The organism is Chromobacterium sp. FG22, from assembly GCF_057809415.1.
The window spans coordinates 15,014-33,335 of the sequence record NZ_JBMDJX010000004.1; the positions used below are offsets into that span (position 1 = coordinate 15,014).

Here is an 18,322-nt window from a genome sequence, read left to right on the forward strand (position 1 = left end):
CCTCAGCCCATGCCGCCGGCCAGTTCGAATATCGGCATATACAGCAGGGCGACGATCAGGCCGACCAGGCCGCCCACCGCCAACATCAGAATCGGCTCGAACACTTTGCTGAACACCTCGATCGCCTGATCCAGCGCGCCGTCGTGGAACTGGGCGATGCGCTCGCACATGCCGCCCAGATCGCCGCTTTGTTCGCCGACGCGCAATAAGCGCTCCGCCACCGCCGTGGTCAGTTGGTGGCGCGCCAGGGTGTCCGCCACCGGCCGGCCGGCGCGCAACTCCTCCAGCGCGCGCGCCAAGCGCTGCGCGTAGGCGTCCGGCAACAGCCCCGCGGACAAGTCGAAGGCCTGCAAGGCCGGCGTGCCGCCGGCGATCAATAAGCCGGCGGTGCGGTAAAAGCGCGCCAGCACGAACAGGCGCGCGACATCCCGCAGCCGGGGCAGCGTCCACAACAAGCTCAGCAGCGCGCGCTGGGTTCGCCGGGCGCGCAGCAGCAGGCACAGCGCCGTCAGGCCGACGGCCAGGCCCGCGCCCAGCAAGCCGCCGTGAGCCTGGACCAGGCGCGCCCACCACAGCATGGCGGCGGCGCTGGCCGGCAGTTCGCGCAGCGATTCGAACACCACGGCGAAACGGGGAATCACGAAGAACAGCATGAACAGCAGAATGCCGAAGCCGACGGAGAGCACCAGCGCCGGATAAACCAGGGCGCCGGTCACCCGCTTGCGGATGGCGACGATGCGCAGCTCGTAATACTGATAGCGCTTGAGCGCCGCCGGCAGCTGGCCGCTGCCTTCGGACGCGGCCACGGTGGCCGCCAGCAAGGCCGGGAAGGCTTCCGGCTGGGCCTCCATCGCGCGCGACAGCGGCTGGCCCTGGTACAGCGCTTGCAATAGCCGGTCCAGCACGCCCTGCAAGGCCTTATCGCCGCCGCCGGCCTTGTCGCGCAGCGCTTCCAGCGCCTCGATCAGCGCCAGGCCGGCCTCCAGCAGCGCCGACAGCTCCTGCAGCAGCAAGCCCAGCGCCGCGCCCTTGAGCGCGCCCTCCGCGCCGGCCTCGCGCCTCGCCTCCAGCACCAGGCCGTCGTCCGCGCCCAGCTGGGCCCGCGCGGCGGCCTCGTTGTCCGCCCGCACCAGGCGCGTCCTCACCTCGCCCTGAGCCAGGACGCTGATCCGGTAGGCCGCCATCTCAGCCCCTCGCCTCGCGCTCGGCGCGCAATTGCAGATACTGCCGCCACACCTTGTCCACATAGCGCTTGCGCGCGCCTTCGCGCGTCGCCGCGCCGCCGGCGTTGTAAGCGCCCACCGCGCGCCAGGTGTAGCCGTAGCGCGCGATGAAGTCCGCCAGGATGGACGCGCCCACCTGTATGCTCAGACAGGGCTCGTCCAGCAGGCGCTGACGCGTGATGCCGCGCTTGGCCAGCCCCGGCAGATGAAGGCTGTTGATCTGCATCAGGCCGATGTCGTGGCTGCCGTCCTTGTTGTAGTTGACGGCGCGCGGATTCAGCGCCGATTCCACCTTGGCGATGGAATACAGCAGCAGCGGATCCACCCGGTGGCGCGCGCCGGCCTCGCGCCAGCAATTGGCCGCCGCCTGCGCGCCGTCGGCCAGCGCGGCGCAGGCGGCCAGCAGCGGCAGCAGTCCCTTACAGCGCATGGACCAGTTCACCGTCGCCTCCCGCCCGCCCGGCCTCGCCCAGGGATACGATCTCAGCCTCGCTCTCGCCGCCGGGCACCCGCCATTGATACGGCCGGCCCCAGGCGTCCATCGGCACATCCTTGGCCAGATAGGGCCCATGCCAGCCGGCCACGCCCGGCGGCGCCTTCAGCAGCGCGCCCAGCCCCTGTTCCGCGCTGGGATAGCCGCCGACGTCCAGCCGGTATTGCGCCAAGGCGTCGCCCAGAGTTTTCATTTGCGCCTGGGTGGCCTTGACCTTGGCCTTGTCCACCTGGGAAAACAGCTTGGGCCCGACATAACCGGCCAAGAGGGCGATGATCAGCAGCACCACCAGCAATTCCAGCAGCGTGAAGCCGCCTTGTCCGGCGGAGCGCCGTCTAGCGTTCATCGTCGTCATAAGATTCGCTTGTCCAAAAAACCGCGCCGCAAGAGCGTGCGCTGGAAGATATAAGCGGCGTCCGCGCCGGACCCCGGCAGGGACGGCGACGGTTCCGCCCCTTGCCAGCGCATGCTCACACGGGGCTTTCGCCGTTCTCAATATTTCTGAAAGGAATCTAAAACGGCCGCGGCGGGGCCCGACGGCCGGCGCCGGGAAGGGCGTCCGGCGGCGCGGACGGGCGGCTTGAGAATGGTTTCAGAATCATGGCGCCGTCGCCGGCGGCGGCGCTTGAATAGCGTTTTTAATCGAACGCGCCGCGGGCATCCGTCCCAGCGGCCGCGCCTTGGAGAAACGCATGCCCTCTTCCGCCCCGGCCGCCAACCATGGCTATCCGCGTCTGCAAATCCTGTTTCACTGGCTGAGCGTGCTCTTGATGGCCGCCCTGGCGCTGGCCGGCGGCTTGCGTCACCTGCTGGCCGGCCACGCCGTCGCCGACATGCGCAGCGTGATGATCGTGCATATAGGCTGCGGCATGGCCCTGCTGTTCCTGACCCTGCTGCGCGCCGCCACGCGGCTGGCCGGTCCGGCGCTGCCGCCGCTGGCCGGCAGCAGCCGCGCGCAGCGCGTCTGCGCCCATGCCGCCCATCTGGCCATCTACGGCCTCATTCTGGCGTCCTGCCTGCTGGGCTGGATCATCGTCAACGCCAAGGGGCTGGCGATCCCGATGCCGCTGCTGGGCTTCGACTTCCCGCGCCTGGTCGCGGCCGACCCGGCCCTGGTCGCCGCGACGGTGGGCCTGCACGAATGGCTGGGCTGGATCTTCTACGGTCTGCTCGCCGTCCACATCGCCGCCGCCGTCTGGCACCATGTCGCGCTGAAGGACGACACGCTGCGGCGCATGAGCTGGCGGCGGCCGGCGCCGGCGGCGGCTCCTGCCGCGGCCGACTGCCACCGTTGCTCGCCGGACACCCTGGCGCAGAACGAGGAGCTGACGTCCGCGGACCGGCTGGCCTCCTGACACGCGCCCGCCCCACCCGAACAGCCAGGCTCCGGCCTGGAACCGGGATGGCACAATCGAGGTCTTGACTGTTCCCCCGCCTATACGGAGAACCTACCCATGTTACGTCCCCTATCCGCCGTCTTGTGCTGTCTGCCCGCGCTGGCCCTGGCGCAAAGCGTGGAGCTGTCCTTCGTCGACGCCAAGGGCGACGCCGGCCCGGCCGGCAGCGTCCTCATCGAGGACACGCCCTACGGCGCGCTGTTGACGCCCAAGCTTGAAAAACTGCCGCCCGGCGTGCACGGTTTCCACGTCCATGAAAAACCCTCTTGCGCGCCGTCCGTCGGCGCCAACGGCGCGGTCACGCCGGCCGGCGCCGCCGGCGGCCACTGGGACCCGGACAAGACCGGCGCGCACGCCGGCCCTTACGGCCGCGGCCACAAGGGCGATCTGCCGGCGCTGTACGTGGGCGCCGACGGCAAGGCGAGTTATCCGGTGCTGGCGCCGCGGCTGAAAGCGGCGGACTTCTCCGGCCGCGCGCTGATGGTGCACGCCGGCGGCGACAATCACAGCGATCATCCGCAGCCCTTGGGCGGCGGCGGCGCGCGCATGGCCTGCGGCGTGGTCGAATAAACCGTACTCGGCAAGGAAAAACCGGCGCGATTGACAAGGCCGGTTTTTTTATTGACGATGACAGAATTCAAACGACCGTTTCAACCGAGATGAAACCACCCGCCTGGCTGTTCCGATTCCTGCTCAATCTGTGGCCGCCCTTCCTGGGCGCCGGCATCCGCGTCAAACGGCTGGCCGCCGATTTCAGCGATATCGAAGTGCGGCTGAAACTGGGCTTCAGCAACCGCAACTATGTCGGCACCCATTTCGGCGGCAGCCTGTACGCGATGACCGATCCCTTCTTCATGCTGATGCTGATGCACCAACTGGGGCGGGACTACTATGTGTGGGACAAGAGCGGCAGCATCGACTACGTCAAGCCGGGCCGCGGCACGGTGAGCGCGCGCTTCCGGCTGGCGCCGGGCATGCTGGAGGACATCAGGCTGCGCACCGCCTCGGGCGACAAATACCTGCCGCAATTGCAGGTGGACATCGTCGATCAACAGAACGAGCTGGTGGCGAGGGTGTTCAAGACGCTGTACATCAAACGCAAGAAGAAATGAGGCGCCGCGCTTCAGCGCGCGGAAAACGCCAGCAGGTAGCGCTTGCCGTCCAGACTCAGGACGGCCAGCCAGTCGCGGCTGCCGCTGACGCACAGCGGCAGCGTCACCGTCGCCTTCCAGTCCGCGCCGTCGCGCACAAAGGTGTAACGGTTGAAGCCCATGTCCATGTCGGCCATATTGAACTCCACCTGCGGCGCTTCCCGCGCCGCGACGCCCTGCAAGCGGATTTCAAACGGTTTGCCGTGCTGCGGCGGCGAGGCGAAACGCCAGACGCCACCGCCCGGCAGGGCGCAGCTCGCCTGGCCGGCGACGCAGGCCAAGGGCGACGGCTTGACCGCTTGCCGCTCGCTGTACCAGCGGTAAATCAGGCCGAACTTGATACAGGCCAGCAGCAGCAAAACGCCGCCCAGCGCCAGCCATTTACGCTGTTTGGCCGTCATCGCCAAGCCCCCCGCATCAGCGCCACCCCATGCGCGCCGTGGCGGCGGGCGGCCTCCAGATCATCCATGCTCATGCCGCCCAGCGCGTAGACCGGCGTCGGCGCGCCGTCCGCCAGACAAAGCCGGAAACCGTCCCAGCCCAAGGGCGCCGCGCCGGGATGGCTGGCGGTGGCGGCCACATGGCCGAGCAAGGCGTAATCCAGCCCCAGTTCGCCTATCCGCGCCACCTGCGCCGCCTCGTGCGCCGAGGCGCCCACCCAGGCGAACGCCGGGCGCTCCTTCAGCGAGGCCAGCCGCGCCGCATTCAGATGCACGCCGTCCACCGGCCATTCCACCGCCCAGGCCGGATCGGCGTTGACCATCAGCTTGCCGCCGCGCTCATGGACGATGGCCGCCGCCTTGGCGACGAAATCGGCGAGCTCGGCGCGCGCCATCTGCGGCTCGCGCACCTGCACCATGCCCCAGGCCGGCCCCTGCTCTAGCCGACGCAATTGAGCGTCCACGCCGATTTCGTGCGCGCAGGTGATCGCGTAGGCCGCCGGCAATTCCAGCGATTTGAGAATGGGCCCGTTGGCCGGCAACATGGGCTGCACCGTGCAAGCGCCTGGCTCCTGCCAGGCGAAGCTTTGGCCTTCCCGCGGCTGCGGCTCGCCGCGCCAGGACCAGACCCGGAAGAAACGCAGCCGCACCGAGGCGTGCTCATAATGATGGACCTTGCTCAGCCACGGCGTCGCGGCCAGCGTTTCAATGCCCATTTCCTCGTAGAGTTCGCGCGCCAGCGCCTGTTCGCCGCTTTCGCCCGGCTCCACCTTGCCGCCGGGAAACTCCCAGTAACCGGCGTAAGGCTTGCCCTCCGGCCGGCTGCCCAGCATGAAACTGCCATCCGGCCGCATCAGCGCGCCGGCCACTACCTCGATGATCTTGCTGTCGCTCATTGCTTGGTCTTGCCCGGTGAATATCGTTCCGGCTCTCCGCGGCCGGCAGCGCATTCTACCGCAAGCGCCCCCCAGCAATAAGGGCGCCGCGGCGCCCTTATTGACTCAACCAACGGTCTAAGACCTCAACCCGGGCGGCCCGGCTTGGTGCAGCCGGCGTCCTTATAAGGCTGGGAGCTGAACTGCGTCCAGCCCGGACCCAGGGAGAATTGCGAGCAAGCGAGCTTGCCGTCGAGCTTGCTTTGCCACAGATACCAGGGCGCCGGCGCGGCCAGGGTCATCAAGGGGAAGGACAAGGCCGCCAGGGCCAGAATGATTTTGCGAGTCATTGCGCATACCTCAGACAAAGTGAAGGACACCACGGCCAAGATGAAGCGGCCAGGCTGGAAAATGCCATGACAATATACTGCATCATACTGTTGGCATAAAGCGTCTCATGCCACTTTGCCAGGAAGAATGCGCCAAACTCTGCGCGCCTCCCCCTAACTAACACGCAGCAATAAGGGCGCCGCGGCGCCCTCGTCTTCCTACCCGCGTCCGGAATGGCGCGCGCTGCTCTGGGCCGTAGCCGTCGGCAGCAGCCCCCGATCAGCCAGGACGGCCTTGAACGCGGCAACCCGCGTCTTTGTAAGGAATGCTATTGAGCAAAACCCAACCCGGTCCATAGGAGAATTGCGAGCACACCAGATGGCCGTCGGACTTGCTTTCCCATAGGTACCAAGGAGCCATGGAAGCAAAAGCCATCCAGGACACGCTCAGACCCGCCACCAGCAGGGCAATTTTACGGATAGTCATACTCACCTCAATAATTATTTATCATTTAAATACAAACAAAAAATGCATAATTAATATACATTAATTTAAGCATTAAAATAACTGTTTCGTCATATATTTGGCAGTATTAACACCCCAAATAAAATGATCACGCCCCGTTAGAGCGCAAAAATTAACGGATTGCCCGTTTCAAGCACGGCCGATAAGCCTCAAAGTGTTACCATTAGCTCCGTAAACCTGCGAAATATGCACATTTATCCCGATTGTCATTTCGTTGCCGCGTGTAGCGACACTGGGAAGGCCTTTTGCGCTCCGCCGCCGGGCTTGATCGATTTCGTCATGACCTCCCCCATCCCGCCGAAGGAGCTTGCACTTGGACACCTTAAACTCACTCATTCTGGCCGGCTCGCTGGTATTCCTCGCCAGCCTGGTGGTGTCCTCCATCGCCTCCCGCTTCGGCGCGCCGCTGCTGCTGGTCTTCCTTGCGCTGGGCATGCTGGCCGGCGAGGACGGCCCCGGCAAGATCGTGTTCAGCAATTACCAGCTCAGCTATGTGGTCGGCACCATCGCCCTGGTGGTGATCCTGTTCGACGGCGGCCTGCGCACGCGTCAGGACAGCTTCCGCATCAGCCTGAAGCCGGCCGGGGTGCTGGCCACGCTGGGCGTCTTGATCACCACCGGCGTGACCGGCCTGTTCGCCGCCTGGGTGCTGAACCTAAGCTGGCTGGAGGGCTTGCTGATCGGCGCCATCGTCGGCTCCACCGACGCCGCCGCGGTGTTCGCCCTCCTGTCCGGCCGCGGCCTGGAGATCAACCGCCGCGTCGGCAGCGCGCTGGAGATAGAATCCGGCAGCAACGATCCGATGGCGGTGTTCCTGACCTCGGCGCTGATCGGGGTCTTGGGCCAGCAGGGCCAGGACGCCGGCGTCGCCGCCATGCTGTGGCTGTTCGTCAAACAGATGGGCCTGGGCGCCTTGGCCGGCTGGGCCGGCGGCAAGGCCATGGTCTGGCTGTTCCAGCGCCTGGGGCCGCGCGGCGCGATGCTGGCGCTGTTCAGCCTGGGCACCGCCGGCGCGCTGTTCAGCCTGACCACGGCGGCCGGCGGCAGCGGCTTCCTCGCCATCTATCTGGCCGGCATCGTGGTGGGCAACGCCCGGGTGGCGGACCTGCCCAATCTATTGAATATCCACGACGGCTACGCCTGGCTGGCGCAAGTGACCATGTTCCTGGTGCTGGGCCTCTTGGTGACGCCGTCCAATCTGCTGCCGGTGGCACCCTACGCGCTGGCGATCTCCATCGTGCTGATGCTGGTGGCGCGGCCGCTGGCGGTATGGCTGTGCATGCTGCCCTTCCCGGTGCCCAAGGCGGAAAAGCTGTTCATGAGCTGGGTGGGCCTACGCGGCGCGGTGCCGGTGATTCTGGCCATTTTTCCGCTGATGGCGGGGCTGCCCAATAGCCAGCTCTTCTTCAACGTGGCCTTCTTCGTGGTGATGATGTCGCTGCTGTTCCAGGGCTGGACCATCGCGCCGCTGGCTGAAAGGCTGAAGTTGAAACTGCCGGCGCGGCCGGATGTGGAGCACCGGGTGCCGGTGGTCAGCGGCCAGGAAGCCCGCTATGAGGCGGCCTCCTGCCAGGTGCGCGCCGACAGCCCGGCCGAAGGCCAGCTGGCCGGCGAGCTGGCCTTGCCCAGCGGCGTGCGGCTGGCGGCGCTGTACCGCGACGAACAAGCGCTGGAACCGACGGCGAGCCAGACGCTGCGCGCCGGCGACTGGGCCTGCCTGATCGGCCCCGGCCCGGCGCTGGAAACGGCAGGCGAGGCCTTCCACCCGCCCGGCGAAGACCCCTATTACGGCTACTTCACCGTGTCCGGCCTGGCGCGGCTGGCCGATCTGGCCGACAGCTACGGCCTGAATCTGAGCGACCGCGACCGCGCCGACAGCATCGCCGACTACTGCAAGCGCGCTTGCGGCTATCCGCTGGTGGCCGGCGACGTGCTGCGGCTGGACCGGTTGGAGATGGTGATACGCGCGGCCGCCGACGGCCAGGTCAAGAGCGTGGGCCTGCGCTATTTGAAATCACAATAAGGCTTTGCGCTCCTTGGCGCCGCGCCCGGCCCAGTCGCAGGCGAACTGCCAGGCGACGCGGCCGGAGCGGCTGCCGCGCAGATGGCTCCAGTGCAGCGCCGCCTTTTCCGCCTCCGCGTCCAGCTTCAGGCCGAAATGCGCCAGCCACTCCGCCGCCGCCGCCAGATAGGCGTCCTGATCGAAGGGATAGAAGGACAGCCACAGCCCGAAACGGTCGGACAGCGACACCTTTTCCTCTATCGCCTCGCCCGGATGGATTTCGCCGTCCTGCACCCAGCCTTCGCGGTTTTCGCTCATTTTTTCCGGCATCAGATGACGGCGGTTGGACGTCGCGTACACCAGCACATTGTCGACGCGGCGCGCCAGGCCGCCGTCCAGCGCGGTCTTCAGCGCCTTGTAGGCGTCGTCGCCCTGTTCGAAGGACAGATCGTCGCAGAACAGGATGAAACGCTCCTTGCGTCCGGCCACCATCTCGACGATGCGGTTCAGATCGCCCAGCTGCGCCTTGTCCACCTCGATGATGCGCAGGCCCTTGGCGGCGAAGGCCGGCAACAACGCCTTAACCAGCGAGGACTTGCCGGTGCCGCGCGCGCCGGTGAGCAGCACATTGTTGGCCGGCCGCCCCTTGACGAACTGGCGGGTGTTGCGCAGCAATTGCGCGCGCTGAGCGTCGATATGGGTCAGTCGCTCCAGTTCCGGCGCGTGCGGCTCCGCCACCGCCTCCAGCCAGCCGGCCATGCCCTGGCGCTGCCAGCGGAAAGCCAATGCGCTCCAATCCGGCTCCGGCCGCGCCGGCGGCAGCAAGGGCTCCAGGCGCGCCAGCATGGCTTCGGCCCGGGCCAGGAAGGCTTGCAACTGCTCCATGATTTCCCCTCGATGCGAAACGACAAAAACAAACAGCCTGGCAGAAAGCCGCCAGGCTGTCGATATTCGCGGCCGCGGCCGAACTCAGTCCGCCAGATGTTGGAACAAGGGCGTGGACAAATAGCGCTCGCCAAAGGAGGGAATCACCACCACGATCAGCTTGCCGGCGTTTTCCGGACGCTTGGCCAGTTCCAGCGCCGCCCACACCGCCGCGCCGGAAGAGATGCCCACCAGCAGGCCTTCGCGCGCGGCCACCGCGCGCGCGGTCTCCATCGCGTCCTCGTTCTTCACGCGGATGATTTCATCGTAAATGCCGGTGTTGAGGATGGCCGGCACAAAACCGGCTCCGATGCCCTGGATCGGGTGCGGGCCCTTGGCGCCGCCGGACAGCACCGGCGAGGCGTCCGGCTCCACCGCCACGATCTGCACGCCGGGCTTGCGCGCCTTCAGCACTTCGCCCACGCCGGTGATGGTGCCGCCGGTGCCCACGCCGGCGACGAAGATGTCGACCTGGCCGTCGGTGTCGTTCCACACTTCTTCGGCGGTGGTGTTGCGGTGGATGGCCGGATTGGCCGGGTTCTCAAACTGCTGCGGCATGAAATGGCTGTCCGGATTCTGCTCCACCAGCTCGCGCGCCTTGGCGATGGCGCCGCCCATGCCGTCCGGCCCCGGGGTCAGGATCAGCTCGGCGCCGTAGGCGCGCAGCAGCTGGCGGCGTTCGCGGCTCATGGTTTCCGGCATGGTGATCACCAGCTTGTAGCCGCGCGCGGCGCAGACCATGGCCAGGCCAATGCCGGTATTGCCGGAAGTGGGTTCGACGATGGTGGTGTCCGGGCCGATTTTGCCGGCCTGCTCGGCGGCGTCTATCATCGCCACCGCGATGCGGTCCTTAACGCTGTGAGCCGGGTTGAAGAACTCCAGCTTGGCCGCCACGGTGGCGCCGCAGCCGTCGGTCACCCGGTTAAGCCGCACCAACGGGGTGTTGCCGATCAAATCCGTCACTGCATTGGCAATTCGCATCTTTATTCTCCACAGACAGTTTTGAAGAAAACCATATTACCCAGCATCATAAACAAGCCGAGCGACGATCCAAAATATTGTTTGCTTATAATCGACAAACTTGGCAGTCTCAGCCGGCCACGCGCTCTCCGCGGCCCGGCGGCTACACTGAAACCATCGCCCATCACCCGCAGACCAAGGTCCATTCCCCGCCTATGCCCACACAGGAAACCCTGATCCCGCTCACCGGCTGGCGCCGCAAGCTCTACATCATCATTTACGAGGCAGACACCCGGCCCGGCCGCATCTTCGACCTGGCCCTGATCGTCGCCATCCTGCTGTCGGTGCTGACGGTGATTTTGGAGAGCGTGCAAAGCATACAAGCGGCCTGGGGCGTCCAGCTCAAGATTCTAGACTGGTGTTTCACCATTCTGTTCACTATTGAATACGCCTTGCGGCTGATCTGCATCCATAAACCGATGCGCTATGTGAAAAGCTTCTTCGGCGTCATCGATCTGATGGCGGTGCTGCCCATGTATCTGGGTCTGTTCATCCCGGAAAGCCGCTTCCTGGCGGATATCCGCATCCTGCGGCTGCTGCGCATGTTCCGCATCCTCAAGCTGACGCGCTATATCGGCGAGGCCAGCGAACTGAAACGGGCAATGCTGGCCAGCCGCCGCAAGATCACGGTCTTTCTGGTCACCGTGGTCTTGCTGGTGGTGATTCTGGGCACGCTGATGTTCGTGATCGAAGGACCGGAGCATGGCTACACCAGCATCCCGGTCAGCATTTACTGGGCCATCGTCACCCTGACCACGGTGGGCTTCGGCGACATCACGCCCAAGACGCCGCTGGGCCAGGCGCTGGCCAGCGTGGTGATGATCACCGGCTACGGCATCATCGCGGTGCCCACCGGCATCGTCACCGCCGAAATCGCGCGCGGCAGCGGCGCCAAGAGCAAGACCGCGGAGGCGGTGTCCGGCACCCGGCTGTGCCCGCACTGCTTCACCGAGGGCCACGACTGGGACGCGCGCTTCTGCAAGCACTGCGGCGGACAGTTGCCGCGTCCGTCCAAGGGCGAGGTCAGCTAACGCCGGCCAGCAACTGCCGGTAGCGGCCGGCCATCGCGTCGTCGAAGGCCACCAGCAACACCCGCCGCAGGCCATGCGGCTCGCGCGCCAGCCAAGCGCGCACCGTCTCCACCGCGATAACGGCGGCCTGCTGCTGCGGATAGCCGTAGACGCCGCAGCTGATCGCCGGGAAGGCGATGCCGTCCAAACCATGCCGCGCCGCCAGTGCCAGGCTGTTGCGGTAGCAGGCGGCCAGCAGCTCCGCCTCCCCGTGGGCGCCGCCCTGCCACACCGGGCCCACGGTGTGGATCACATGCCGCGCCGGCAGCCGGTAGCCGGCGGTCAGCTTGGCCTCGCCGACGCGGCAGCCGTGCAAGCTCCGGCACTCCGCCAGCAGTTCCGGTCCGGCGGCGCGGTGGATGGCGCCGTCCACGCCGCCGCCGCCCAGCAAGCGGGTGTTGGCGGCGTTGACGATGGCGTCCAGCGCCAGCGTGGTGATGTCGCCCTGCCATGCCGTCAATTCGGTCTTCGCTTCCATTGCATCCCCTCCTCCGTCCAAGCCGCCATTATCCGCCCGCCGGCGCCGGGCGCAAAAAAAGCCGGCTGACGCCGGCTTTTTCCTTTTCCGCCTTAAGCAGGGTTGTTCAACAGCGAATTGCGCCGCGAATAGCCAAAGTACACCACCAGGCCGATCAACAGCCAGGCCATGAAGCACAGCCAGGTCAGCAGCGACAGCTGAGTCATCAGGAAGCCGCAGCACAGGATGGCCAGCGTCGGGATGTAGGGCACGCCCGGGCAGACGAATTTGCGCGGCAGATCGGGCTCGCGCTTGCGCAGCACGATCACCGACAGCGCGATCAGGGTGAAGGCGGCCAAGGTGCCGATGTTCACCAGCTCGGCCAGGGTGTGCAGCGGCACGAAGCCGGCCAGCAAGGCGATGATGGTGCCGATCAGCCAGGTGGCCTTGTACGGGGTGCCGTACTTGGGGTTCACCTCGGAGAAGATCTTGGGCAGCAGGCCATCGCGCGACATCGCGAACAGGATGCGGGTCTGGCCGTAAGTCATTACCAGGATCACCGTCATCATGCCGAGGATGGCGCCCAGATCGACGAAGCCGGCGAACCAGTCCAGCTTGGCCACTTGCAAGGCCAGCGACACCGGGTGGTCGACGCCGGCGAACTGCATATAAGGCACGATGCCGGTCATGATGGCGGCCACCACCACATAGAGCAGCGAACACACGCCCAGCGACCAGATCACCCCGCGCGGGATGTCCTTGGCCGGGTTCTTCACTTCCTCGGCGGCGCAGGTCACCGCGTCGAAGCCGATGAAGCTGAAGAACACGATGGCGGCGCCGTGGAACACGCCGGAGAAGCCGAAGGGCAGCGCCGGCTGCCAGTTCACCGGCTTGACGTGCCACACGCCGATGCCGATGAACAGCAACACCACGCCCACCTTGATCAGCACCACCACATTGTTGACGCGCTTGGATTCCTTGATCCCGAAGGCCAGCAAGGCGGTGATCACCATCGCCACGCAGAAGGCCGGCAGATTGAACAGCGTCTGCTTGCCCGGCAGCGAGCCGGCGGCGGCGGTCAGGTATTCAGGCAGGGTCACGCCGAAGCCGGATAGCAGGCTCTGGAAATAACCGGACCAGCCCACCGACACCGCCGACGAGGCCAGCAGGTATTCCAGCAGCAAATCCCAGCCTATGATCCAGGCGATCATCTCGCCCAGCGTGGCGTAAGCGTAAGTGTAAGTGGAGCCGGAAACCGGCAGCATGGAAGCGAACTCGGCGTAGCACAGCGCGGCGAAGCCGCAGGCGAAGGCGCTGATCACGAAGGAAAGCACCAGTCCGGGGCCGGCCACCGTGGCGCCGGTGCCGGTCAGCACGAAGATGCCGGTGCCGATGATGGCGCCGATGCCGAGCATGGTAAGGTCGAAAGCGGAAAGCTCCTTGCGAAGCCCACGCGAGGTCTGAGCGGTAGCCAGCATTCCCTGGACGCTCTTTTTGCGCATCAAACTCATTTGTTTCACTGTCCCGTAACGGCCGTCCGGTACAACGACAAAGCGCCCGCTGTCCCGGCGGGCGCTTCATACTCGGATAGGGCCTGTATGATCTGTTGTGTCCTCTCCCCGCTGCTCTGTCTGTCGTTGGCTTTAAATAAACGCGATAACAAGGGCTTGCCGTTGTCGAGCGCGGTGCTTAAGCCGCCGATCCACGCAGTTCATGCCGGGGAAGAATGCGATAGTACCGCAGGGCCGGCCGCCGGCAATACGGGAAACCCCATATAGCCCGCGGCCATCAAACCCTGCGTGTCATCATAGCGCAAAACAAATCATGGCAATGGCATTAAATCTATCAATTTGCGCGCGGCGTTCTCCAATTGCTGACGGCCGTTGTCGCCGTCGCCCAATTCCTGCTGCCCCTGCCACAGCACGGCGCCGTCGGCGCTGTTGACCACTTCCAGCGCCAGCGTGCGCACCGTGCGCACCTGATAGTCCGGCGACCAATACATGCCGCCGCCGTAACGCCAATCGCGCCAGCCGCCGGCGTACCAACCGTCCGCCGGCCAATACACCTGGCGCTGCTGGCTTTGCTTGAAACACAGCTTCCATTGCGGACGCGCCTCGTCCACCGCCGCCCCCTTCAAGACCAGCCGATCCAGCAGCCACTCGCGCATGTCCACGCCGGCGCCGGCCGACGGCAGGCAGCTCAGTCCCACCGTGCCCGCGCCGGCCCAGGACGGGCCGGCCGCCAGCAGCGCCAAGAGCGCCGCCATCGCTGTTTTCATCTTCATCGCCTCAATTCCAATAAGCCGCGTCAGCATACACTGACCGCAAATAGTCGACGAAGTGCCGTACCCGCGCCGGCAGCAGGCGGCGCTGCGGCACCACCGCGCACACCGGATAGTCCGGCGCGGAGAATTCATCCAGCACCGTCACCAGCCGGCCGTCGGACAAATCGTCCTTCACCTCCCACAGCGAACGCCAGGCCAGGCCCAGGCCCTGCAAGGCCCAGTCGTGCAGCACCGCGCCGTCGTTGCACTCCAGCCGGCCGCTCACGCGCAGGTTCACCGCCTCGCCGTCGCGGCGGAACGCCCAGCCGCGGCTCTGGCTCTCGCCCAGCGACAGGCAGTTGTGCCCGGCCAGATCCTCCAAACGGCGCGGCAGGCCGTGACGCGCCAGATAGGCCGGCGCCGCCACCACCACGCGGCGGTTTTCCGCCAGCCGGATCGCCACCAGCGAGGAATCGGCCAGGTCGGAGATGCGGATCGCGCAATCGATGCGGTCGCGCTGCAGGTCCACCAGCCGGTCCGACAGATCCAGCGTCACCTTGACGTCCGGATGGCGTAGCTGGAAACCGGCGATGTGCGGCGCCACGTGCTTGCGGCCGAAGCCGGCCGGCGCCGACACCCGCAGATGGCCGCGCGCGCGGCCGCTGCCGGAAGCCACCGCCGCTTCGGCGTCCTCCAGGTCGGCGAGGATGCGCTGACAGTCTTCGAAAAAGGCCGCGCCCTCCTGAGTGAGCGCCAGGCTGCGCGTGCTGCGGGTCAGGAGCTTGACGCCCAGCCTCTCCTCCAGCGCGTCTATGCGCCGGCCGATGATGGCCGGCACCACGCCCTCCTGGCGCGCGGCGGCCGACAAACTGCCCTGCGACACCACGGCGACAAAGGTCTCCAATTGTTTCAACATCCGGGCCGCCCCACGATTAGCTAACAAAAAGTAAAAGATGATATGTCTATATATGCATTTTTTTTTACGCTTTGCCTAGATAGACTAGCCAGGTCCCGTTTCACTGTCCCAGGTCCGGACGCGGGCGCCGCCCGTCCCGGCGCGTCCGCTCGCCGCCCCGTCCAACGATGCAAAGGAGTCCCAGCATGGCAGCCGCGCTTCCCCAGGGGATGGAAATCCTCGCTACGCTCACCCCGGCCTACGCCGACATCCTCAGCCACGACGCGCTGGCCTTCGTCGCCAAGCTGCACCGCCGCTTCGAGCCGCGCCGCCGCGAGCTGATGGCCGCCCGCGCCGCGCGCCAGGCGGAGCTGGACGCCGGCAAGCTGCCGGACTTCCTGCCCGACACCGCCGCCGTCCGCGCCGGCGACTGGAAGATCGCGCCGCTGCCGGACGACTTGCTGGACCGCCGCGTGGAAATCACCGGCCCGGTGGACCGCAAGATGATGATCAACGCGCTCAATTCCGGCGCCAAGAGCTTCATGGCGGACTTCGAGGACTCCAACTGCCCGAGCTGGGATAACCAGATCAACGGCCAGATCAATGTCCGCGACGCCTACCGCAAGACCATTTCCTTCGCCAACCCGGACGGCAAGCAATACCGGCTCAACGCCGACACCGCCACCTTGCTGCTGCGGCCGCGCGGCTGGCATTTGATGGAAAAGCACGTCAAGGTGGACGGCGACATCGTCTCCGGCGCGCTGTTCGACTTCGCCCTGTCCTTCTTCCACAACATCGAATTCTTGCGCGGCTCGGGCAGCGCCACTTATTACTATCTGCCCAAGATGGAAAGCCATCTGGAAGCGCGGCTGTGGAACGAGGTGTTCGTCTTCGCCCAACAGGAGCTGTCCATTCCCCAGGGCACGATCAAGGCCACGGTATTGATCGAAACCATACTCGCCGCCTTCGAAATGGACGAAATCCTGTACGAATTGCGCGAGCACAGCGCCGGCCTCAACGCCGGCCGCTGGGACTACATCTTCAGCTGCATCAAGAAATTCCGCCAGAACCGCGACTTCTGCCTGGCCAACCGCGCCCAGATCACCATGACGGTGCCCTTCATGCGCGCCTACGCGCTGCTGCTGCTGAAAACCTGCCATCGCCGCGCGGCGCCGGCGATAGGCGGCATGGCGGCGCTGATTCCGATCAAGAACGATCCGGAGGCCAATGAGAAGGCGCTGGCCGGCGTCCGGGCGGACAAGGAGCGCGACGCCGCCGACGGCTACGACGGCGGCTGGGTGGCCCACCCCGGCCTGGTGCCCATCGCCGCCGAGGCCTTCGGCAAGGTGCTGGGCGACGCGCCCAACCAGATCGCCAAGCAGCGGCCGGACGTTCAGGTCGGCGCCGCCGACTTGCTCAACTTCCAGCCGGAAGCGCCGATCACCGAAGCCGGGCTGGCGATGAACATCAATGTCGGCATCCAGTACCTGGGCGCCTGGATTTCCGGCAACGGCTGCGTGCCCATCCACAATCTGATGGAAGACGCCGCCACCGCCGAGATCTCCCGCTCTCAGATCTGGCAATGGATGCGCAGCCCCAAGGGCGTGCTGGACGATGGCCGCAAAGTCACCGTCGAGCTGTTCCGCCAGCTGCACGCGGCGGAGACGGCCAAGCTCAAGGCCGAGTACGGCGCGCGCTGGACCCGCCAGTACGACGACGCGGCGGCGATGTTCGATCTGCTGACCACCTCGGACGATTTCGTCGAGTTCCTGACGCTGCCGGGATACGAATACCTGGCCTGACAGGACAAATGAATCCCGGCGGCCTCATTGTCGGGATTTGTCAGCCCGGCTGCGTAGCTTTGCGGATTGAAGAGCATGGACAAGGGCCCTATGATGGGCCGCTTGTCATAATTCACCTTGCAAAGCGCGCCCGCCTCGGAGCCTGCTCAAGCTCTGGCGCCCGCCCGCGACACAGGGCGCCGCGCTCGCCGCGCGAGCTTTCATCGCGCGCAGCGGACTTTGAACAGACTCCTACATGCAAAGCATCCTCGACTTCCAGGCCACCGTGCTCAGCACCACCGGTTACGGCCTGGTGCTGACCGCCGTCATCACGATGTTCTGGCTGCGCAACCGCGACGAGCGGGCCTTTCTGTATTTCTGCGCGGCCGGCGTCTGCGTCAGCCTGGGCGGCGTGTTCAGCCTCTTGCCCATCGGCCTGCCGCCGTGGCCGCAACTGGTGTTCAACAATCTGCTGTGGATGCTGTTCCATCCCGTCGCGCTCTGCGGCATCCGCCATCTGAACGGCAAGCGTCCGCGCGTCTGGCAAAGCCTGCTGCTGACGGCCGCCGGCATGAGCGCCTATATACTGGCCGGCCCGGCCGATATGGGACGCCGCACCGCCGCGGTCTGCCTGGTTTATCTGATCGCCTGGCTGCTGGCCGCGCGCGAGCTGTGGCCCGGACATTCCCGCATCGGCGGCGCCGGCCGCAAGATGGCGCTGACGGTCTGCCTGCTGTACGCCTTGCTGGCGCTGGCGCGCATCGTCCACGCCGGCTGGGCCGGCGAGGTCTACGACGCCGACGCGATGCGCTTCACCATGCTCAGCTCGCTGGGCATGCACTGGCTCAGCTTCAGCTTCATCCTGTGCGCGCTGTACATCTGCTACGAGCGCGCGCTGGAGCGGACCCAGCACCAGGCCAGCCACGACGGCCTGACCAATCTGCTCAACCAGCGCCGCTTCCGCGAACTGGCCGAGGCCGCCTGCCGCCGCGCCTGGCGCGAGCGCAAGCCGCTGGCGCTGCTGCTCTTGGACGTGGACCACTTCAAAAGCATCAACGACCGCTACGGCCACCAGTGCGGCGACCTGGTGCTGCAGCAACTGGCCGCCTGCCTGCGCGCGGAGGCGGGCCCCGACGACATCGTCGGCCGTTACGGCGGCGAGGAGTTCGTGATGCTGCTGCCGCGCACCGGCCTGGAGGACGCGCACGCGGCCGCGCAACGCATCCTGCGCGCGGTGGACGCGCTGCGGCCGCAACCGGCCGCCGCCGCCCCGCCCTTGCGCGTCAGCGTCAGCATCGGGGTAGCCAGCACCAGCCAGCAGCCTTACGACGGCCTCTCCAGCCTGTTCCGCGCCGCGGACGGTCAGCTCTACCGGGCCAAGCGCAACGGCCGCAACCGGATAGAACTGGCCGAAGGGCAGTATGCCGTCGGAAACTTTTCTCGGGCATGATGGGCCTACACACTGCAAATCGGACT

General features: G+C 66.2%; 20 protein-coding genes. 7 read left to right on the forward strand and 13 right to left on the reverse strand.

All coding sequences use genetic code 11. The features are described from left to right. Positions 1-2 precede the first annotated feature (2 nt). From ACODSD_RS05060 to gspG, 3 genes are read right to left on the reverse strand one after another with little or no spacing between them, the layout of a single operon-like run. Positions 3-1,184, reverse strand: a complete 1,182-nt coding sequence (locus tag ACODSD_RS05060; protein ID WP_107798279.1) for a type II secretion system F family protein — start codon at positions 1,182-1,184, stop codon at positions 3-5. Position 1,185: 1 nt separating this feature from the next. After that, a complete protein-coding gene (locus tag ACODSD_RS05065) occupies positions 1,186-1,653 on the reverse strand; it encodes a transglycosylase SLT domain-containing protein (protein WP_107798278.1) in 468 nt (155 codons plus the stop codon). Further along, on the reverse strand, positions 1,643-2,071 hold the full coding sequence (gene gspG, locus ACODSD_RS05070; protein WP_107798277.1) for a type II secretion system major pseudopilin GspG: 429 nt from the start codon (positions 2,069-2,071) through the stop codon (positions 1,643-1,645). The genes ACODSD_RS05065 and gspG overlap by 11 nt, the downstream gene beginning before the upstream one ends. A 337-nt stretch (positions 2,072-2,408) precedes the next feature. Here gspG and ACODSD_RS05075 point away from each other — a divergent pair, with 337 nt between their 5' ends. The 3 genes from ACODSD_RS05075 (at position 2,409) to ACODSD_RS05085 (ending at position 4,225) form a co-directional block, all read left to right on the forward strand. Continuing rightward, positions 2,409-3,071 (forward strand): cytochrome b, encoded by a 663-nt coding sequence (locus ACODSD_RS05075; RefSeq protein ID WP_488876921.1) that lies wholly within the window; start codon positions 2,409-2,411, stop codon positions 3,069-3,071. A gap of 99 nt (positions 3,072-3,170) precedes the next feature. Continuing rightward, positions 3,171-3,683, forward strand: a complete 513-nt coding sequence (gene sodC, locus ACODSD_RS05080; protein WP_107798275.1) for a superoxide dismutase family protein — start codon at positions 3,171-3,173, stop codon at positions 3,681-3,683. Positions 3,684-3,772: 89 nt separating this feature from the next. After that, a complete protein-coding gene (locus ACODSD_RS05085) occupies positions 3,773-4,225 on the forward strand; it encodes a DUF4442 domain-containing protein (RefSeq protein ID WP_107798274.1) in 453 nt (150 codons plus the stop codon). An 11-nt stretch (positions 4,226-4,236) separates the two neighbouring features. Here the strand turns inward: ACODSD_RS05085 and ACODSD_RS05090 are convergent, their stop codons facing one another. From ACODSD_RS05090 to ACODSD_RS05105, 4 genes are all read right to left on the reverse strand, one after another. Further along, on the reverse strand, positions 4,237-4,665 hold the full coding sequence (locus ACODSD_RS05090; RefSeq protein ID WP_253313859.1) for a hypothetical protein: 429 nt from the start codon (positions 4,663-4,665) through the stop codon (positions 4,237-4,239). Further along, positions 4,662-5,600, reverse strand: coding sequence for a Nudix family hydrolase (locus ACODSD_RS05095; protein ID WP_488876922.1), 939 nt, complete (start codon positions 5,598-5,600; stop codon positions 4,662-4,664). The genes ACODSD_RS05090 and ACODSD_RS05095 overlap by 4 nt, the downstream gene beginning before the upstream one ends. A gap of 125 nt (positions 5,601-5,725) precedes the next feature. Continuing rightward, positions 5,726-5,929, reverse strand: a complete 204-nt coding sequence (locus ACODSD_RS05100; RefSeq protein WP_107798271.1) for a hypothetical protein — start codon at positions 5,927-5,929, stop codon at positions 5,726-5,728. A gap of 259 nt (positions 5,930-6,188) precedes the next feature. Further along, a complete protein-coding gene (locus tag ACODSD_RS05105; protein WP_488876923.1) occupies positions 6,189-6,395 on the reverse strand; it encodes a hypothetical protein in 207 nt (68 codons plus the stop codon). A gap of 352 nt (positions 6,396-6,747) precedes the next feature. On the opposite strand from ACODSD_RS05105, the gene ACODSD_RS05110 reads away from it, so the two are divergent. After that, positions 6,748-8,457 carry a potassium/proton antiporter gene (locus tag ACODSD_RS05110; RefSeq protein ID WP_107798270.1) on the forward strand — a complete coding sequence of 570 codons (1,710 nt, stop codon included), beginning with the start codon at positions 6,748-6,750 and terminating at the stop codon, positions 8,455-8,457. On the opposite strand, the gene ACODSD_RS05115 is transcribed toward ACODSD_RS05110, so the two are convergent. Both ACODSD_RS05115 and cysK read right to left on the reverse strand, forming a co-directional pair. Continuing rightward, positions 8,449-9,321 (reverse strand): ATP-binding protein, encoded by an 873-nt coding sequence (locus ACODSD_RS05115; protein WP_107798269.1) that lies wholly within the window; start codon positions 9,319-9,321, stop codon positions 8,449-8,451. The two genes, ACODSD_RS05110 and ACODSD_RS05115, sit on opposite strands and share 9 nt — an antisense overlap. Positions 9,322-9,405: 84 nt before the next feature. Then, positions 9,406-10,341, reverse strand: a complete 936-nt coding sequence (gene cysK / locus ACODSD_RS05120) for a cysteine synthase A (RefSeq protein ID WP_107798268.1) — start codon at positions 10,339-10,341, stop codon at positions 9,406-9,408. A 194-nt stretch (positions 10,342-10,535) separates the two neighbouring features. On the opposite strand from cysK, the gene ACODSD_RS05125 reads away from it, so the two are divergent. Beyond that, positions 10,536-11,411 (forward strand): ion transporter, encoded by an 876-nt coding sequence (locus ACODSD_RS05125; protein ID WP_107798267.1) that lies wholly within the window; start codon positions 10,536-10,538, stop codon positions 11,409-11,411. On the opposite strand, the gene ACODSD_RS05130 is transcribed toward ACODSD_RS05125, so the two are convergent. From ACODSD_RS05130 to ACODSD_RS05145, 4 genes are all read right to left on the reverse strand, one after another. After that, complete coding sequence (locus tag ACODSD_RS05130; protein ID WP_235084236.1) at positions 11,404-11,928, reverse strand: O-acetyl-ADP-ribose deacetylase; 525 nt, start codon at positions 11,926-11,928, stop codon at positions 11,404-11,406. The two genes, ACODSD_RS05125 and ACODSD_RS05130, sit on opposite strands and share 8 nt — an antisense overlap. Positions 11,929-12,020: 92 nt before the next feature. Beyond that, positions 12,021-13,418 (reverse strand): branched-chain amino acid transporter BcaP, encoded by a 1,398-nt coding sequence (bcaP, locus tag ACODSD_RS05135; protein ID WP_048408754.1) that lies wholly within the window; start codon positions 13,416-13,418, stop codon positions 12,021-12,023. A gap of 311 nt (positions 13,419-13,729) precedes the next feature. Next, positions 13,730-14,191 (reverse strand): DUF4136 domain-containing protein, encoded by a 462-nt coding sequence (locus tag ACODSD_RS05140; RefSeq protein ID WP_146176568.1) that lies wholly within the window; start codon positions 14,189-14,191, stop codon positions 13,730-13,732. A 4-nt stretch (positions 14,192-14,195) separates the two neighbouring features. Then, positions 14,196-15,086 carry a LysR family transcriptional regulator gene (locus ACODSD_RS05145; protein ID WP_488876924.1) on the reverse strand — a complete coding sequence of 297 codons (891 nt, stop codon included), beginning with the start codon at positions 15,084-15,086 and terminating at the stop codon, positions 14,196-14,198. 185 nt (positions 15,087-15,271) lie between these two features. Between ACODSD_RS05145 and aceB the strand changes: the two genes are divergently transcribed. Both aceB and ACODSD_RS05155 read left to right on the forward strand, forming a co-directional pair. After that, positions 15,272-16,867: a malate synthase A gene (gene aceB / locus ACODSD_RS05150; RefSeq protein WP_227107080.1), complete on the forward strand. Its 1,596-nt coding sequence runs from the start codon at positions 15,272-15,274 to the stop codon at positions 16,865-16,867. A gap of 235 nt (positions 16,868-17,102) precedes the next feature. Next, positions 17,103-18,296 (forward strand): GGDEF domain-containing protein, encoded by a 1,194-nt coding sequence (locus ACODSD_RS05155; RefSeq protein ID WP_488876925.1) that lies wholly within the window; start codon positions 17,103-17,105, stop codon positions 18,294-18,296. Positions 18,297-18,322 lie beyond the last annotated feature (26 nt).

Bases quoted from the DNA above. Each gene is read 5' to 3' on its own strand.
- ACODSD_RS05060 (WP_107798279.1), bottom strand. From the start codon at position 1,184: ATGGCGGCCTACCGGATCAGCGTCCTGGCTCAGGGCGAGGTGAGGACG.
- ACODSD_RS05065 (WP_107798278.1), bottom strand. From the start codon at position 1,653: ATGCGCTGTAAGGGACTGCTGCCGCTGCTGGCCGCCTGCGCCGCGCTG.
- gspG (WP_107798277.1), bottom strand. From the start codon at position 2,071: ATGACGACGATGAACGCTAGACGGCGCTCCGCCGGACAAGGCGGCTTC.
- ACODSD_RS05075 (WP_488876921.1), top strand. From the start codon at position 2,409: ATGCCCTCTTCCGCCCCGGCCGCCAACCATGGCTATCCGCGTCTGCAA.
- sodC (WP_107798275.1), top strand. From the start codon at position 3,171: ATGTTACGTCCCCTATCCGCCGTCTTGTGCTGTCTGCCCGCGCTGGCC.
- ACODSD_RS05085 (WP_107798274.1), top strand. From the start codon at position 3,773: ATGAAACCACCCGCCTGGCTGTTCCGATTCCTGCTCAATCTGTGGCCG.
- ACODSD_RS05090 (WP_253313859.1), bottom strand. From the start codon at position 4,665: ATGACGGCCAAACAGCGTAAATGGCTGGCGCTGGGCGGCGTTTTGCTG.
- ACODSD_RS05095 (WP_488876922.1), bottom strand. From the start codon at position 5,600: ATGAGCGACAGCAAGATCATCGAGGTAGTGGCCGGCGCGCTGATGCGG.
- ACODSD_RS05100 (WP_107798271.1), bottom strand. From the start codon at position 5,929: ATGACTCGCAAAATCATTCTGGCCCTGGCGGCCTTGTCCTTCCCCTTG.
- ACODSD_RS05105 (WP_488876923.1), bottom strand. From the start codon at position 6,395: ATGACTATCCGTAAAATTGCCCTGCTGGTGGCGGGTCTGAGCGTGTCC.
- ACODSD_RS05115 (WP_107798269.1), bottom strand. From the start codon at position 9,321: ATGGAGCAGTTGCAAGCCTTCCTGGCCCGGGCCGAAGCCATGCTGGCG.
- cysK (WP_107798268.1), bottom strand. From the start codon at position 10,341: ATGCGAATTGCCAATGCAGTGACGGATTTGATCGGCAACACCCCGTTG.
- ACODSD_RS05125 (WP_107798267.1), top strand. From the start codon at position 10,536: ATGCCCACACAGGAAACCCTGATCCCGCTCACCGGCTGGCGCCGCAAG.
- ACODSD_RS05130 (WP_235084236.1), bottom strand. From the start codon at position 11,928: ATGGAAGCGAAGACCGAATTGACGGCATGGCAGGGCGACATCACCACG.
- bcaP (WP_048408754.1), bottom strand. From the start codon at position 13,418: ATGAGTTTGATGCGCAAAAAGAGCGTCCAGGGAATGCTGGCTACCGCT.
- ACODSD_RS05140 (WP_146176568.1), bottom strand. From the start codon at position 14,191: ATGAAGATGAAAACAGCGATGGCGGCGCTCTTGGCGCTGCTGGCGGCC.
- ACODSD_RS05145 (WP_488876924.1), bottom strand. From the start codon at position 15,086: ATGTTGAAACAATTGGAGACCTTTGTCGCCGTGGTGTCGCAGGGCAGT.
- aceB (WP_227107080.1), top strand. From the start codon at position 15,272: ATGGCAGCCGCGCTTCCCCAGGGGATGGAAATCCTCGCTACGCTCACC.
- ACODSD_RS05155 (WP_488876925.1), top strand. From the start codon at position 17,103: ATGCAAAGCATCCTCGACTTCCAGGCCACCGTGCTCAGCACCACCGGT.